Raw genomic sequence first — 16,818 nt, forward strand, 5'->3', positions numbered from 1 at the left:
AGGGAGAGAGTAAGGAGATAGGCTGTTTCGTTGGTCTGCGTCTGCGGGCCTCAGCCTCAGTCCCCGCCGATGATCGAACCGCCGTCGTCGGACTTCCTCGGTTTGAACGAGAACTTTGTCGTCGGGGGCTTTCGGCGGGTCCGCCGTGCGGTGACGTCGTTGCGGCTTTCGGCACGGCGTCGTTTTCCGGCCGGTTTCTTCTTCGCCGTCCGTTTCGCTCCCGACGATCGGCGTCGTGGATCTTCCTCGGCGACTTCATTGCGACTGTGCTCGACCGCTTTCTTCAGCCTCGCGACTTCGTCACGAGAGAGCAATCGGTGTGCCCCGACCGGCAGGTCGCCGATCCGCAGCGGACCGATCGCGATCCGCCGCAAGACTTGGACCTTGTGCCCCAGCCGCGCCAGGATGCGGCGGATTTCGCGGTTCTTCCCTTCGCGGAGCGTGATTTCCATCTCCGTCGCCCGGGCCCGCGACTTCACGATCTTGGCCCCTTCGACGCGAACGAAACCGTCGGAGATGTAGATCCCCTTGCGCATGTTTCGCATCGTTTCGCCGTCGATCTTGCCCGCCACCGTGACGCGATAGACCTTGCGGACACCGTATTTGGGGTGCGAGAGCTGTTGAGCCAAGTCTCCGTCGTTGGTTAACAGCATCAGCCCTTGGCTGCTTTGGTCCAGTCGGCCGACGGGAAAGACACGCTCGCTGTTGGGAACCAGGTCGATGACGCGTTGTCGTCCGCGGGGGTCTGCGTTGGTGCTCAGGAATCCGGTCGGTTTATTGACGGCGTAATAGACCAGTTTCTGCTGTCGCAGCGGAACTCCGTCGACGAACACCTTGCTGGTTTTGGGGTCGACGATGGTGCCGAGTTCCGCCGCGATTTCTCCGTCGACTTCCACCCGGCCTTCTTCGATCAGCGTTTCACATTGGCGTCGGCTGCCAAAACCGGCGGCCGCCAGCAGTCGCTGTAACCGTTGTGGTTGGTCGCGCGTGCTGGCGATCGTCGCGCCGGCAGATCGCTGGGGGCGCTTCTTTGCGTCGCTCTTTTTTGGCGCCGACGGCTGCGAGCTTGCCAGGCTGGTGGCCCGTGAGGTTTTCGGTTTTCGCCCCCCCCGTTTTGGCTTGGCTGCGCCCGTCCGTTTGGCTCCGGAGGCGTTTTTGCCGGGTGAGTTCTTGTAAGAGCGGCGGGGCATGGATCGTTCTGCGGTCAGGTGAATGGATTTTTCGAACCCGTCAGGTTACCAGAGTCATGCGATTCGGGTAGCCATGATTTGCGAGAACACGCCGGCTTCGTCAATCAATACCAGCCCGAAGTGCGAGCGAGAGGGACCGCATGGTTTTCGGGTAGTGAACGAGGCGACGAGTCCATTCGGATTGCGAGGACTCCTCGAGTCGTCCACTACGGCTGACGCAAAGTCGCCGTGTTCTCCGAACTCGGCGTCCGCGGAAAAGCGAAGCGTCGACCCGCGCCGACCTCGGAGAGGAAGGCGACGGTCCAGCCCAATCGAAAACGAAACTGCGAAACACTACAGCAAGTGCTTCGCCTTGATCTCCAAATACTGATTGACCAGCGGCGCAGTCAGCTCGTCCGGAAACGTGTCGACCATCAGGACGCCACGGTGTTCCAGGTCCTTCAGCACTTGGTCGCGCCAGATCAGGATGTCGGCCGCCGCAGCGGCGCGGTACAGGTTCATTTCGTCCCCGTCGGGATGGTCGGCGGCGTCGTACAGCGTGCGGTCGCGCAGGATCACGCCCATCGGCAGGTGCTGGCCGTTGATATTGCCCAGGTAATCGGTGACCGCCGCGGCGTTGACTTCGTCGATGATGTTGGTCGCCAGGACGACCAGCGAGCGGCGTTTGCAGTGGTTTCGCAGGTACAGGAACGCTTGGTCATAGCGTGATTCGACCATCCGGGGGAACTGGTCAAAGCAGGCATGGATCAAGCGGTTCATCTGACTCTTGCCGCCGTGGGGAGGGATGAAGGCGTGCACGGAATCGGAAAAGCACAGCATCCCCACCGAGTCGCCTTGGTGCAGCGCGACATAAGCCATCATCAGCGCGGCGTTCATCGCGTGGTCCAACAGCGTGTACCCGTCGCGAGTGTTGGTCATCATTCGGCCGCAATCGAGCAGGAAAATCACCCGCTGGCTTTGGTCGCTCTGGAACTGCCGGACCGTCAATTTGTTGCGACGTGCGGTGCTGCGCCAATCGATGTGGCGAAAGTTGTCGTCTCGGCTGTAGTCCCGCAATCGTTCGAAGTCGCTGTCCTGGCCGATCCGCCGCGTGCGTCGGACCCCGATCAGGCTCAGGCGATTGGTGCGGGCGAGCAACGCATAGTCGCTCAACTGCTTCATGTTCGGGTAAACGTTCAACTCGCTTTCCAGTGGGATCTGGATGTAGCGGTGCCACAGCCGAAGCGGGCTGAAGAAACGCAGCGCAACGTGTTGTAGTTGGAATGCGCCGCGCCGGCCGGGGGTCAGCTTGCGTCGAAAGCTGACGCGTCCCCGGGGCGGCAGCCGCAACGTGTGCTGATCGGGGCTGGAGTGGAATTCGTCCGGCAAGTCGTCGCGGACGTGACCGACCAGGGTGATGCCGCTGCGGTTTTCGATCGTTAGATGGCTTTCAACCGGAACGCCCAGCGAACACGATCGGGCGATGTCGCGACTGGCGTCGATGCCGCGGTTGGTCGCCAGATAGATGGACAGAAAGTCCACCGCGGCCACGATCAATAGCAGCCAATCGAGTGCCGCCACCCAAATGAATCCGTCGGGTGAAAAGACTGTCCAGACGCTGCCGATCAGGGTGAGGGTCAGCACCGCGATCCACAGCCGCGTCGGATAGGTGCGGAAACGCCATGCCGCGATGGCCAGCGGCACGGCGAACACCACAAGCATCAGCCAAGGCAGCTTGCTGTAGGCTTGGAATTGGCCTTCGGTGATTTGACGGAGAGCATCGTTCATGCTCCCCATCGTACCGGTAAACCCTTAGCGACGGTCACCCATGAAACGGAAAATGAAGTAGGCCAGCGTCATGATCGCTTGCAACGTCCCGGCGACGTAGGTCAGCGCGGCGGCGTTCAGCACTTTGGCCACGAAGTGTTCTTCGTTGGCCGAAATTAAATTCGCCGAAACCAGATGGCGTCGCGCCCGATTGCTCGCATCGAATTCGACCGGCAAGTTGACGACTTGGAAAAACACCACGCCGGCGAACAGGACGATCCCCAACAGCAGCAGCGCGTTGCCGATTGTCGGGGTCTGGTAGCTGAGGAACAGCCCGATGGTGGCCAGGGTCACGCCGATGTTGCTGCCAAAGTTCGCCGCCGGGACGGCCATGTTGCGGATCGTCAGCGGCGCGTAGCCTTTGGCATCTTGGAATGCGTGGCCGGCTTCGTGACAGGCCACCCCCAGCGCAGCCATCGAACGCCCCCCGTAAACCTCGGGACTCAGTCGCAGCACTTTCGCGCGGGGGTCGTAGTGGTCGCTCAAGTGACCGGCCACCTGCTCGATCCCCACTTGGTGCAGGCCGGCGGAATCCAGCATCTGCCGCGCCGCCTGGGCACCGCTCATTCGAGCGCCGACCTGCGACATCGAGGCAAACGTGCTTTTGACCCGCCACTGGGCGAACAGGCCCAAGAGCAGCGGAGGGGCGATGAAAAGCAGGTACATCGGATCAAAAGGGAACATCGAAACACCTTTGAAGGTTTATGTGGAACGCTAAAAAGCAGGTTTTGACAGAAAAACCGAGCAGCCGCTCATCCATTGCAATCGCCGGGCCAATTAAAAACGTGCTGCCGCGGAACTGGCCCATCAAAGCGTCGGCCGCGATTCCGGTGGCAAATCGGTGTTCGCTTGCCGGCGGCCAGTCTTGATCATGTCGATGCCGAATGCGGCTGCCAATTTGTCGTTGGTGGCCCCTCGGTAGTCCGCGGTAGCGGAACTCGCCAAGAGTTTCGCCCTCGGCGGCGAAGCCGCCGGCTACCGAAAGCCTCCGCGGCTTCCGCTACCAGCCGACGATCGCGACCCCGAATCACTTGGCCCCTGTTGCTCCCTCGGCAAATGCACCAAGATATACATCGGCCAGCAGCGGCGTGGCGGGTAAATTTCTGCGGCGTGATCCAGCGGCGTGGAGCGGCTCTTTCCGGGCGTTTGCGTGATTTCGGTGAGTCGAGTGCCCGGACGCGGCCCGGATCTGGCACACCGTTTGCTGCTCGGCGTGCAAGTCAGAAAACCTGTCAAGTTGGCGCGGCCGCCGGGCCCCCAAGTGACAGCCGCTTTGCATGGGCTTTTTTAGTTTGCTGCCAATCGCGTCGATCGCGCTGGGCGGACGCGAGCCACGGGCGGCACCGACAAGACACTCACCATTCATTTCCCCGCACTACAGAAAAAGGTATCCGCAACTATGGCGACTGCCACCAAGAAAAAGGCTTCCGTTCGTCTGCAACCGATCGGCGAGCGAATCGTGGTCCAGCGTGAAGAAGTCGAAGAAACGACCGCCGGCGGGATCGTCCTGCCCGATTCGGCCCGCGAAAAACCGGCCCGCGGCACCGTCGTGGCGATCGGCACGGGCAAGTTGCTCGACGACGGAACCCGTGGACAAAGCCAGCTTTCCGAGGGCGACCACGTCCTGTTCAGCAGCTACGCCGGCGAGACGGTCGAAATCGATGGCGAAGAGTACCTGCTGATGCGTGAAGACGACGTCCTGGCGGTGATCGGCTGAGAACGCGTTGATCGCATCGAACCGACTGCACCCAAACACCTCTAACAACACACTACATACAGAATTCCATGGCAAAGATCATTGCATTTGAGCAGGAAGCCCGTGAGGCGATCCGCCGAGGCGTTTCCAAACTGGCACGCACCGTCAAGGTCACCCTGGGCCCGAAAGGCCGCAACGTGATCCTTCAAAAGAGTTTCGGCAGCCCGACGGTCACCAAAGACGGTGTCACCGTGGCCAAAGAAATCGATCTCGAAGACGTCTATGAAAACATGGGCGCCCGGATGGTTCGCGAAGTCGCCAGCAAGACCAGCGACGTCGCCGGCGACGGAACCACCACCGCGACCGTGATGGCCGAAGCGATCTTCAACGAAGGCCTGAAGGCAGTCGTCGCCGGTGTGAACCCGATCCAAATGAAGATGGGGATCGAAAAAGCCGTTGCCGATCTGACCGGCAAGCTGCACTCGATGGCCACCAAGGTCAAAGACCAAGCCGCGATGGCAGACGTCGCCACGATCGCCAGCAACAACGACCGCGAAATCGGCGAATTGCTGGCCGACGCGATGAGCAAGGTCGGTAAGGACGGCGTCATCACCGTCGACGAAGGCAAGAGCCTGCAAACCGAGCAGGAATGGGTCGAAGGGATGCAGTTCGATCGCGGCTACCTGTCGCCCTACTTCGTCACCGACAGCGCCAGCATGGAAGCCGTCCTGGAAGACGCCTACATCCTGGTCTTTGAAAAGAAAATCAGCAGCATCAAGGACATGGTTCCGATGCTGGAAAAGGTCGTTCAACAGGGCAAGCCGCTGTTGATCATCGCCGAAGACGTCGACGGTGAAGCACTGGCAACCTTGGTCATCAACCGTCTGCGTGGCACCTTCAATGTCTGTGCCGTCAAGGCGCCCGGCTACGGCGACCGACGCAAGGCCATGATGGAAGACATCGCCATCCTGACCGGCGGACAAGCCATCTTCGAAGCTCTGGGCATCAAGCTCGAAAGCGTCGACCTGCCGCAACTCGGTCGTGCCAAGAAGATCATCATCGACAAAGACAACACGACCATCATCGAAGGTGCCGGAAAGAGCAGCGACATCAAAGCTCGCATCGACCAGATCCGTCGCGAAATCGAAAACAGCACCAGCGACTACGATCGCGAAAAGCTGGAAGAGCGATTGGCCAAGCTGGCCGGCGGTGTCGCCAAGGTCAACGTCGGTGCCGCGACCGAAAGCGAGATGAAGGAAAAGAAGGCTCGTGTCGAAGACGCCCTGCACGCAACCCGTGCCGCCGTCGAAGAAGGCATCCTGCCCGGTGGCGGTGTCGCACTGCTGCGTGCCAGCAGCAGCGTCAAACCCGGCGACGACCTGAGCGACGACGAAAAGGTCGGTTACAACATCGTGCTGCGTTCCTGCCGCGCCCCGCTGCACATGATCGCTCAAAACGCCGGCCAAGACGGCGGGATCGTTTGCGAAAAGGTCGCTGCGATGAAGGGCAACGGCGGATACAACGCGCTGACCGATACCTACGAAGACCTGGTCAAGGCCGGTGTCATCGACCCGACCAAGGTCACCCGGACCGCACTGGGCAACGCCGCCAGCGTCGCCACCTTGTTGCTGACCAGTGACGCCCTGGTCGCCGAAAAACCCAAAGAAGGTGCCAAGGGCCACGGCGGCGATCACGACATGTATTGATCCGCTGGCAAGCGATTCAATTAACCCAACGAAAACGCCCGAGCTACCCCGCTCGGGCGTTTTTTGTTGGTGGGTTAGGCTTCCGGTGCTTTGTTAACGCCTCGTTCTAAGGTGGCGGAACTCGTCAACGGATTGTTGATTTGATTGACATGCCAAACCTAGCGCAGTCATGCCAGCCCGACGCGTGAGCGAGGGGCGCCGCGTTGCCTCTCGCTCACGCGTCGGGCTAGCATTTACCCCCGGATCCGCCACCGCCCGGCTTCTTCACTGGCAAAAAACGCGACCGCCGCGCCGCCGACTAATCCGCACAGGTGGCCTTCCCAGGAAACCTCCGTGTCGCTGCCCGGCAGGATTCCCGACAGCAGCGTTCCGCCGAACAGGATCCCGACCACGATGGCGACGCCGACCGGAATTAAGCGGCGATTCAGGAAACCACCGACGATCAGCAATCCGATCAGCCCGAACACCAAACCGCTCGCACCGATGTGATTCGCGTCCCGGCCGACCAGCCAAAGCAGCGTCGCGCCGACCACCGACGTCAACGCGGCCAGCACCCAAGGGGACTTGCGCGACCAAACCAGCAGTCCCAGCAAGATCCCCAGTGACACCGTGTTGCTAAACAGATGGCTGAAGTTGCCGTGCAGAAACGGCATCGTCACGATCCCCGGCAATCCGCTCCATTGCCGCGGCTGCAATCCATGGTCTGCCAAAGCATACGGGATCGTGGCGTCGACGATCCGCACCAGCCACATCGCCAGCAGCAAGACGCCGATCCGATAGAACTCCTTCTGCATGTGCGACAACGTCATTTCCAAACGAATTCGAATCGGATCCCTCGTTCCCAGGCTCCGGCCTGGGAACGCAATGTCTCCCAGGCTCCGCCTGGTCTTTGCGGACCGGGAGGCGGAGCCTCCTGGCAGCGTGTTCCCAGGCGGGAGCCTGGGAACAAGACTCCATGTCAGCCCCTCTCGTTCCCAGGCTCCGGCCTGGGAACGCAATGTCTCTCCGGCTCCGCCTGGTCTTTGCGGACCGGGAGGCGGATCCTCCTGACAGCGTGTTCCCAGGCGGGAGCCTGGGAACAAGACTCCATGTCAGCCCCTCTCGTTCCCAGGCTCCGCCTGGGAACGCAATGTCTCCCAGGCTCCGCCTGGTCTTTGCGGACCGGGAGGCGGATCCTCCTGACAGCGTGTTCCCAGGCGGGAGCCTGGGAACAAGACTCCATGTCAGCCCCTCTCGTTCCCAGGCTCCGGCCTGGGAACGCAATGTCTCTCCGGCTCCGCCTGGTCTTTGCGGACCGGGAGGCGGATCCTCCTGACAGCGTGTTCCCAGGCGGGAGCCTGGGAACAAGACTCCATGTCAGCCCCTCTCGTTCCCAGGCTCCGCCTGGGAACGCAATGTCTCCCAGGCTCCGCCTGGTCTTTGCGGACCGGGAGGCGGAGCCTCCTGGCAGCGTGTTCCCAGGCGGGAGCCTGGGAACAAGACTCCATGTCAGCCCCTCTCGTTCCCAGGCTCCGCCTGGGAACGCAATGTCTCTCAGGCTCCGCCTGGTCTTTGCGGACCGGGAGGCGGAGCCTCCTGACAGCGTGTTCCCTGGCGGGAGCTCGGGAACAAGACTCCGTGTCAGCCCCTCTCGTTCCCAGGCTCCGGCCTGGGAACGCAATGTCTCTCAGGCTCCGCCTGGTCTTTGCGGACCGGGAGGCGGAGCCTCCTGACAGCGTGTTCCCAGGCGGGAGCCTGGGAACAAGGTTCCATGTCAGCTTTGACCGGCGATCCGTTCGCTTTCGCTGCGCAGCATTTCGATCGCCTGGGCCATCGCCGGCGTGTCGATTTCATGCACATCGACACTTTCGCCGACACCCCGCAACATCGTGATCGTCAAGCGACCGCCGAGGTGCTGGCGGAACTCTTCCAGCCCATCAAGCAAGCGATCCAGCGGCGAGAGCGCCTCGTGCCACAGCGGCAACCCCAGTGTATGCATGCACTCGCACACGCGCCGCACATCCTCGATCGGGAAGCCGAGTTTTAGATGCGAGTAGAAGCAATCGATCGCGACGCCGATCGCGACGGCTTCCCCGTGGCGGATCTCAAAGTCCGTGATCGGTTCCAGTTTGTGCGCCGACCAATGTCCGAAATCCAGCGGCCGGGCCTCCAGCATTTCAAAGGGGTCGCCGCCCTCGGTGATGTGTCGCAGGTGTAATGTGCAACTGGTCGCAATCGCCCTGGTCGCAAACGGCATCTCACGTCGGCGAATCTGATCGGCGTGGTCGCACAGCCAGTCGAACTCCGCGCGGCTCTTCAGCAGCGACACCTTGACCGACTCGCTGAATCCGCTGCAGAAGTCACGGTCCGGCAATGTTTCCAGCAGCGAGGCGTCGTTGATGACCGCCCAGGGAACGCTGAACGTTCCGACCCAATTCTTTTTGCCGAAGTAATTGATCGCGTTCTTCACGCCGACCCCGCTGTCGCCTTGAGCCAGCGTGGTCGTCGGCAGCCGGATCAGTCGGATGCCACGGTGCGCGATCGCGGCGGCATAACCGACGGCATCTAGCATCGCACCGCCGCCGATGGCGATCACATAGCTGCGGCGGTCCAAATCGTGGGCATTGATTTCCGCCAGGACCTGGTCCACGCACGCCGAATCGTTTTTGACCGCTTCACCGCCTTCGACCAGCACGACGTCACGGACCAGGTTGACGCCGGGGCTTTCGCCCAATCGCGTCGCAAGGGTTCCAACCTGGGACGCCGCGTCGGCCACCGGGCGTTCGGCCACCACCAGCACCTTGGCGTCACCGAAGCTGCCGTGGGTCACCAGTTTCAGCAGCGTCGGGAAGTCATCGCCCGCGATTTCGGTCGTCGTCCGCAGTCGGTGGACGAATGGAACGGCAAACGGGACGTCCAGCGATGCGTCATCATCGCTGGTTCCCGAGGGTGATGGACGCGTGGAAGGAGAGCTGGTGATGATCGGTTCCGCGACGGAGACTGGGGAGTGGGACGAGTGACGTTTGGGATTGGAGGGTCGCAGGATCACGGCGTCAACTCCTTCCAGCCCCGCCACAGCCATCGCAGCGAGTCGGGGAAAATGGCTCCACCATGGTTTCCGTCATGGGCGCCCGTGCCAAACACGAACTTGTAATCGTAACCGGCAAACTCAAGCGACTTGGCCATCTGTTGGTTCGCCAGCGGCCAATTGCCGTGCTGGTTGTCCAGGTCGTTGGCGCCGTCTTGCAGCAACACCCGTAGCGGCTTTGGATCGGTCTTGCGGATCATCGCGGCGTAGTGGTGACCGCCGCGGATGTTGACAAAACTGCCGATGTGGCTCAGCACCTTGCGAAACTGGTCCGGCCGATGCCAGGCGACGCCGAAGGCACAGATGCCGCCGGAACTGTTGCCGCAGATCGCCCGCAGGTCGGGATTGGCGGTGATGCGATAGTCCTTTTCGACGGCCGGCAGGATTTCTGTGAGCAGGAACTCGGCGTAGTCACCGCTGACGGTGTCGTATTCGACGCTGCGGTTTTCCGGCCGCGGCCGCCAGCCACGTTTCTCCGGTAGCTCGCTCGTGTATCCCGGATCGATCATCACGGCGATCGTCACCGGCATGTCGCCCTTGGCAATCAAATTGTCGAACACGACCGGCACGCGATAGTCGCCCCGGGTGCCTTCGAAGGTATGCCCGTCCTGGAACACCATCAAAGCGGCAGGCGTTTTGCCATCATATTGCGCCGGAACGTAAATGCTGTAACGCCGTTTGGTCCCGGGAAAAACCTTGCTCTCTGGCCACACGTGCTGTGTGACCGTTCCATGTGGGACCGCGTCGTTGGGCTGGGAATCTGGGCCGTGTTCGTACTTGTCAGGCTCTTGGGCGATCGACTCGTCGGTGGGGCCGCCGACGATTAGCCCGGCAGCGACGAACAGGGCAAGAAGAAACGACGGAGGGGTGGGTGCAAGCATCGAAGGTGGGGCGACGGGGAGGGAGGCGGAGCGGTCACCTCTATGATAGCAGCCACGGCCCTCTTTGCAGGCGTGTTTCTGTCGAACCGACCGCACGGGTGGGGGCACCGGTGTCTAGCCTTCAGGCGACTCTCCCCAAGCTGCTTCGGACGTGAAACGTGATGCACCAGCAATAAATGTCACGTCCCCCTCCACATGACGCAACAACGCACCGGGCGGAGCGTTCGCACATCCCGTTCCCAGGCCGGAGCCTGGGAACGAGACGGTGCACCACTAGATCGACTTTTGATAGATCGCCGTCAGCAACGCTTCGGTGTCTTTGAACTTCTTCTTGGTTGCCAACGCTTCATCGATCAACCGCCGCGCTTCGGCCTCGGCGTGCCCCAGCGTGACCAACGCGTCAAAGGTTTCGCTGACCACTTGATTGCTTTCCGAATCCGTCTCGCCCGCCGGGCCGGCCTGGTCGACCATCAAGGCAAACCGCGGCATCTTGCGTCTCAGTTTGGCGATGATCCGTTCGCTCGTTGCCGGACCGATCCCCGGCAAGGCTGACAACCCCTTGGCGTCTTGCTGTTCGATCATCACCGCCAACTCTTTGACCGGACGGACCATCGCGCGCAATGCCTTTTTCACCCCGACTCCGTCCACGCTGCAAAACAGGTCAAAGAACTGCCGCTCCGGCTCGGTCGCAAATCCGACCAACCGCGGCGTCAACCGACCGCCACCTTGGGCGTTGCCTTCGATGTAATCCATCGTGTGCAAGCGGATCGATTGGCCGACTTTGGATTGCAGTTGCCGGCGCGTGTAGTCACCGACCAAGACCTCGTATTCGAACGGCGATGACTCAATCGCGATCGACGACTCGGTTACCTGCGTCAGTTTTCCGGCGATGTTCAGAATCACGTGTCAAAACTAGGGGCTAGGGGGAAGAACAGACTCATTCCCAGGCGGTCCCTGGGAACGTGATAGGATGCTGGAGTGACAGACTGGAAACGTCTATGCGAACAGCGGATTGTGGCTGAGGTGGAAACCGCAGACGGCGATCGCCAGGGCGTCGGCGACGTCGGCCGGCTCGGGGACTTCGGCCAAATTCAATTGCAACTTCACCGCCAGTTGCATTTGGTGCTTGGGCGCGTGCCCGTTGCCGGTCATGACCTTCTTGACCTTGGTGGGTTCAAAGCTTTTCACGGGCACGCCAGCTGCCCCGGCGGCCAGACAGATCACTCCGCGAGCGTGGCCCATCAAGATCGCGGTCTTGGGCCGCGAGTAGTGGGAAAACAACTGCTCCAGGGCCAGGAAGTCGGGCTGGTGCTGCTCGATGACTTCCGCCACGCCGGAGTGGATCTCAAGCAACCGCGATTCGATCGATGCCTTGGCCTTGCTGCGCACGATCCCCGCTTCGATCAATTGGAACTGGCCGCGACGGACACGGATGACGCCGTAACCGGTCGTGTTCAATCCCGGGTCGATGCCCAGAATCGTCATCGGCGACTGGCTCGCCGCGGCACCACCCAGCTTGACCGCCGCATGGGAGTTCATCAGGTCAATTCCCAGCTGGTGCCTTCTTTCTTGTCCAACAGTGCCACGCCGAGTTCGCCGAGACGATTTCGGATGGCGTCCCCGGTCGCATAATCTTTCCGCTCCCGGGCTTCCTTGCGAAGATCGATCAACAAGTGAATCGTCTTGTCGAGCAACTCCTGGGCGACTTCATCGCCGCCGCCGGCGACCGGCGGCTTGCCGAACAGTCCCAACACATTGGTCAGCTCTTTCATCGAACGCACGGCCGCGATCAGAGCGACGACCTCGGGCGACGAAGTGTCTGCCCCTTTGGCGAGCGTGTTTTCATTCAGATAACGATTCAGCAGACGCAACCAGTCGAACAGCACGCTGATCGCCGCCCCGGTGTTGAAGTCATCGTCCATCGCGGCGACGAACTTCTCTCGCAGCGAGTGGACCTGTTCCAACAAGGCGTCTTTGCCGGGATCAAATTCGCCCTCGGACCGCGTCTTGGCGGGCTTCAGACCGTCGTCGTCGTAATAGGAGATTCCCGTGATCTCTTCGAACCGCTCGAACAGCCGATAGAAACCGTCCAATGCAGCACCGGCTTCTTCCAGGCCCGCTTCGCTGTACAGGATGGTGCTGCGGTAATGGGTTCGCAGCAAGAAGAACCGAATCCGGGTTCCGGTGTGGCGTCGGATCAGGGCGCTCAATCCGCCGTCGCCCTTGGAGCGGCTGATCTTTCCCGCCGCCGCCTCTTCGGCCGATTCTTCGCGGTCGCCCTTGCCGCCCAGCTTTCCCTTACCCTCGGAACGCATCAGCCCGTTGTGCATCCAATACTTGACCATCGGGGCGTCGTGGCAGCATCCGCTTTGCGCCAGTTCGTTCTCGTGGTGCGGGAACATCAGGTCCAGCCCGCCGCCGTGGATATCGAAGGTCTTGCCCAAGATTTCGTGGCTCATCGCCGAGCACTCGATATGCCAGCCGGGTCGGCCGCGTCCCCAGGGGCTGTCCCACGAGATTTCGCCGGGCTTGGCCGATTTCCAGAGTGCGAAGTCGCCGGAAGAACGTTTCTTCGCAGCCGCCTCGCCGCCTTCACCCTGCTGGTCATCGACGCTGCGGTTGGAAAGCTGACCGTAGTTGGGGTCTTTGACGACGTCGAAGAAGACGTCGCCGTCGACTTCATAGGCGTGACCTTTTTCGATCAGCCGCTCGATGAAGCCGATGATCTGGGGCATGTGATCGGTCGCCCGCGGCATGAAATCGATCTGGTTGACGCCCAGTTCGCGGAGATTTGCCATGTAGTCGGCCGTCATCTCCGTCGCGATCTGGGACACCGGCAGCTCTCGTTCCTTGCTCTTGTTGATCAGCTTGTCGTCGACGTCGGTGATGTTCACCACCCACGTCGGCTGGTATCCGCTGTAACGCAAGTAACGCTTGACGGTGTCAAAGATGACCGGGCCGACCATGTGGCCGATGTGCGATTCGGCATACACCGTCGGTCCACACAGGTAGATCCCCACCGCGGGCGGAGAAAGCGGCTCGAAGGGCTCTTTGGTTTTCGTCAGCGTGTTGTAGACGCGAAGCTGGCTGGCTGGCTTTGTCACGATCGGTCGGCAAACAAAATGGAATGACGGAGGGAAAGATGCAGATTGTAGGGATGCGTGGGGCTCCCGCCGAGCCCGATTCACGGAACAGATCCCGAGCACCTGGAGAAGGGAGGCCGAACTGGCAAAACATTGGGGGCAAAACAATTCAACCGACAGGATCAGCCGCCCCATGTCCCTTCCCTTCCTACGGCCTCCCATCATTGTCCCCGTATCATTCTGCCCCGTATCATTCTGCCTTCTCCCTGTCGAGCGCGGTCCCAGCTCGGGCCGCTCGCTTACGCTTCCCGCTGGCATTCATTCTGGGATCGTTTTGTCCCCATCGTTTTGCCCGCCCCGTCCAGTGACGACTTCGCGCAAGCCCCCCAGGACCACCGAAACCGCGTTCCCGCCCAGGTTCCTTGTGCCCCTCTCATTGACCAAACCGCTTGTCGCAAATAGATTTACGCCCGCTTGGCCGAAACGAGGTGAAATCGATCGGGCCTCCCAGGCGGATCACAGCGTTGATTCGCGGCGACACCATGCCGAGCAACCACGCCCCCGATGACTCCCGAGTGACCCCTACTTTCTCCACGAGCGACAGCGGCGCCGGTATACGTAAGTCCTTGTTTTGACTGAAGATAGCGACACACACTCCGCACGCTCACGCCCCTTCTGAGACGGTTTCGATAGAGAACAACCATGGCGAACAAGATGGTCTATTACTTCGGTAAAACAAAAACCGAAGGCAAAGGCAAACCCAAAGCTCTCCTCGGCGGTAAAGGACTGAACCTCGCCGAAATGACCTCCATCGGACTTCCGGTTCCCCCCGGATTCACGATCACCACCGAAGTCTGTGACCAGTACTACAAGGCCGGCAAACAGTTGCCCAGCGGCCTGATGGACGAGGTCGGCAAAGCGATCAAAAAGCTCGAAAAAGAGCTCGGCAAAAAATTCGGCGACGAAGAAAACCCGCTGCTGGTCAGCGTTCGCTCCGGAGCGGCGGTCAGCATGCCCGGGATGATGAACACCATCTTGAACCTGGGACTAAACGACCAATCCACCGAGGGATTGGCCAAGGCGACCAAGAACGAGCGATTCGCCTACGACGCCTACCGCCGGCTGATCAACATGTTCGGCGACGTGGTGATGGGCATGGACCACCACCAGTTCGAAGTCGCGTTTGACAAGGTCAAGAAAAAGTACGACGTCACCGACGACACCGAAGTGCCCGCCGAAGGCTTGAAAGAGCTGTGTGAAGCGTACAAAGAAGTCTACAAGGAACACACCGGCGAGGTGTTCCCGCAGGACCCGGTCGCCCAATTGGAGCTGTCGATCGAAGCCGTCTTCGGATCCTGGAACACCGATCGTGCGGTCAAATACCGCGAGATCGAAGGCATCCGCCACCTGTTGGGAACCGCCGTCAACGTCCAGTCGATGGTCTATGGAAACATGGGCGAAGACTCGGGCACCGGCGTCGCGTTCACGCGAAACCCCAACACCGGCGAAAACAAGTTCTATGGCGAATTCCTGATCAACGCCCAGGGTGAAGACGTGGTCGCGGGGATCCGCACGCCCCAGCCGGTCGCCGAAATGCCGAAATGGAATCGCGCGATCCACAAAGAGCTGCTCGAGGTCAAAAAGACGCTCGAAAACCACTACGCCGAAATGCAGGACATCGAGTTCACGATCGAGCGTGGCACGCTGTACATGCTGCAAACGCGGACCGGAAAACGAACCGGCATCGCGGCGGTCAAGATCGCCTGTGACTTCGTCAAGGAAGGGCTGATCGACCAAAAGGAAGCGGTCATGCGTGTTCCGCCGAACGCCCTGACACAATTGCTGCTGCCCAGTTTCAAGACCACCGCCCGCAACGCTGCCGAAGTGCTGTGCAAGGGCATCAACGCCTCGCCGGGTGCGGCGGTCGGCAAGCCCGCCTTCACGGCCGAGGAAGCCCGCGAACGAAAAGACGCCGGGGAAGACATCATTTTGGTGCGTCGCGAAACCAGCCCCGAAGACGTCGACGGCATGAGCGCCGCGGTCGGCATCCTGACCAGCACCGGTGGTGCAACCAGCCACGCGGCGGTTGTCGCCCGAGGCTGGGGCAAGTGCTGCGTCGCCGGTGCCTCGGACGTCCAGATCGACGAGAAGAAAAAGCAGCTGAAAGTCCACGGAAAAACGATCGGGGTCAACGACCTGATCAGTTTGGACGGGACCACCGGCGAAGTCATGCTGGGATCCGTGGAAACACAAGAGCCCAAGCTGTCCGGCGATTTCGCCAAGCTGATGAAGTGGGCCGACGAGTACCGCACCCTGGCCGTCCGAACCAACGCGGATTCGCCCGCCGACAGCAAACGCGCCCGCGACTTCGGCGCCGAAGGCATCGGACTGTGCCGGACCGAGCACATGTTCTTCGATCAAGACCGCATCATCCACATGCGGGCGATGATTCTGGCCGAAGAAGAGCCGGAACGACGCGAAGCACTCGCCAAACTGCTGCCCTTCCAACGCAAGGACTTTGAAGGGATCTTCAAGGCGATGGCCGGACTGCCCGTCACGATCCGACTGCTGGACCCGCCGCTGCACGAGTTCCTGCCCCACGACACGGCCGCGCAAAAAGAAATGGCCGCCGAATTGGGTGTCAAGGCAACGGACATCAAGAAACGCATCGAAGCGCTCCACGAAGCCAACCCGATGCTCGGTCACCGCGGTTGCCGCTTGAGCATCACCTACCCCGAAGTCCTGGAGATGCAGGTCCGAGCGATCACCGAGGCCGCGATCAGCTGTGCCAAGAAGAAGGTCAAGGCCCACCCGGAGATCATGATTCCGCTGGTCGGAACCTACCAGGAACTGGCGCTGCTGCGTAAGAAGGTCGAAGAAACGATCGAAAAGACCGTCGCCGCCAAGAAGTTCGATGGCAACCTGGACATCTCGATCGGCACCATGATCGAAATCCCCCGCGCCTGCCTGACGGCCGACGAAATCGCCGAGCACGCCGATTTCTTTAGCTTCGGCACGAACGACTTGACTCAAATGGCGTTCGGCTACAGCCGTGACGACATCGGCGGCTTCCTGCCCGACTACCTGGACCAAGAAATCCTGGAAGTCGACCCGTTCCAGTCGCTGGACCAAACCGGTGTCGGCCAGCTCGTCGAACTCGGCGTCACCAAAGGCCGCTCGGCCAAGAAAGCGCTCAAGATCGGCATCTGTGGCGAACACGGCGGCGACCCGAGCAGCGTCGAATTCTGCCACCGAGCCGGGTTGAACTACGTCAGCTGCAGCCCGTTCCGCGTGCCGATCGCCCGATTGGCCGCCGCCCAAGCAGCGATCACCAACAGCTAGGGCATCGGCAAACGATCGAAATCACGAAAAGACTCGGCTGTGTTCAG

12 protein-coding genes are annotated in these 16,818 nt (G+C 61.1%); 3 read left to right on the plus strand and 9 right to left on the minus strand.

Annotated elements, in window-relative coordinates; all coding sequences use genetic code 11:
• Positions 1-56 precede the first annotated feature (56 nt).
• The 3 genes from Mal15_RS04470 to Mal15_RS04480 form a co-directional block, all read right to left on the minus strand.
• The gene (locus tag Mal15_RS04470; protein WP_147866660.1) at positions 57-1,190 is read right to left on the minus strand and encodes a pseudouridine synthase; all 1,134 of its coding nucleotides are present in this window, start codon (positions 1,188-1,190) and stop codon (positions 57-59) included.
• A gap of 333 nt (positions 1,191-1,523) precedes the next feature.
• Positions 1,524-2,957: a DUF58 domain-containing protein gene (locus Mal15_RS04475; RefSeq protein WP_147866661.1), complete on the minus strand. Its 1,434-nt coding sequence runs from the start codon at positions 2,955-2,957 to the stop codon at positions 1,524-1,526.
• A gap of 24 nt (positions 2,958-2,981) precedes the next feature.
• Positions 2,982-3,680: a zinc metallopeptidase gene (locus Mal15_RS04480; RefSeq protein ID WP_147866662.1), complete on the minus strand. Its 699-nt coding sequence runs from the start codon at positions 3,678-3,680 to the stop codon at positions 2,982-2,984.
• Positions 3,681-4,395: 715 nt separating this feature from the next.
• On the opposite strand from Mal15_RS04480, the gene groES reads away from it, so the two are divergent.
• Together groES and groL are read left to right on the plus strand one after the other, a co-directional pair.
• Positions 4,396-4,713 carry a co-chaperone GroES gene (gene groES, locus Mal15_RS04485; RefSeq protein ID WP_147866663.1) on the plus strand — a complete coding sequence of 106 codons (318 nt, stop codon included), beginning with the start codon at positions 4,396-4,398 and terminating at the stop codon, positions 4,711-4,713.
• Between the two features lie 68 nt (positions 4,714-4,781).
• Positions 4,782-6,398, plus strand: coding sequence for a chaperonin GroEL (gene groL, locus Mal15_RS04490; protein WP_147866664.1), 1,617 nt, complete (start codon positions 4,782-4,784; stop codon positions 6,396-6,398).
• 233 nt (positions 6,399-6,631) lie between these two features.
• Here groL and Mal15_RS04495 read toward each other — a convergent pair whose 3' ends face one another.
• The 6 genes from Mal15_RS04495 to cysS form a co-directional block, all read right to left on the minus strand.
• Positions 6,632-7,207 (minus strand): rhomboid family intramembrane serine protease, encoded by a 576-nt coding sequence (locus Mal15_RS04495; protein WP_147866665.1) that lies wholly within the window; start codon positions 7,205-7,207, stop codon positions 6,632-6,634.
• Between the two features lie 944 nt (positions 7,208-8,151).
• Complete coding sequence (locus Mal15_RS04500; RefSeq protein WP_315854288.1) at positions 8,152-9,426, minus strand: 3-dehydroquinate synthase; 1,275 nt, start codon at positions 9,424-9,426, stop codon at positions 8,152-8,154.
• Positions 9,423-10,346 carry an alpha/beta hydrolase gene (locus Mal15_RS04505; protein ID WP_147866667.1) on the minus strand — a complete coding sequence of 308 codons (924 nt, stop codon included), beginning with the start codon at positions 10,344-10,346 and terminating at the stop codon, positions 9,423-9,425. The genes Mal15_RS04500 and Mal15_RS04505 overlap by 4 nt, the downstream gene beginning before the upstream one ends.
• A gap of 273 nt (positions 10,347-10,619) precedes the next feature.
• On the minus strand, positions 10,620-11,249 hold the full coding sequence (gene ruvA / locus Mal15_RS04510) for a Holliday junction branch migration protein RuvA (protein WP_147866668.1): 630 nt from the start codon (positions 11,247-11,249) through the stop codon (positions 10,620-10,622).
• A gap of 93 nt (positions 11,250-11,342) precedes the next feature.
• Positions 11,343-11,822 carry a crossover junction endodeoxyribonuclease RuvC gene (ruvC, locus tag Mal15_RS04515; protein ID WP_233903519.1) on the minus strand — a complete coding sequence of 160 codons (480 nt, stop codon included), beginning with the start codon at positions 11,820-11,822 and terminating at the stop codon, positions 11,343-11,345.
• A 62-nt stretch (positions 11,823-11,884) separates the two neighbouring features.
• The gene (gene cysS / locus Mal15_RS04520) at positions 11,885-13,450 is read right to left on the minus strand and encodes a cysteine--tRNA ligase (RefSeq protein ID WP_233903278.1); all 1,566 of its coding nucleotides are present in this window, start codon (positions 13,448-13,450) and stop codon (positions 11,885-11,887) included.
• 681 nt (positions 13,451-14,131) lie between these two features.
• Here cysS and ppdK point away from each other — a divergent pair.
• Entirely contained in the window at positions 14,132-16,771 is a 2,640-nt protein-coding gene (gene ppdK, locus Mal15_RS04525; RefSeq protein WP_147866670.1) for a pyruvate, phosphate dikinase, read from the plus strand.
• Positions 16,772-16,818: the final 47 nt, after the last annotated feature.

The organism is Stieleria maiorica (assembly GCF_008035925.1).
Taxonomy (GTDB): Bacteria; Planctomycetota; Planctomycetia; order Pirellulales; family Pirellulaceae; genus Stieleria; species Stieleria maiorica.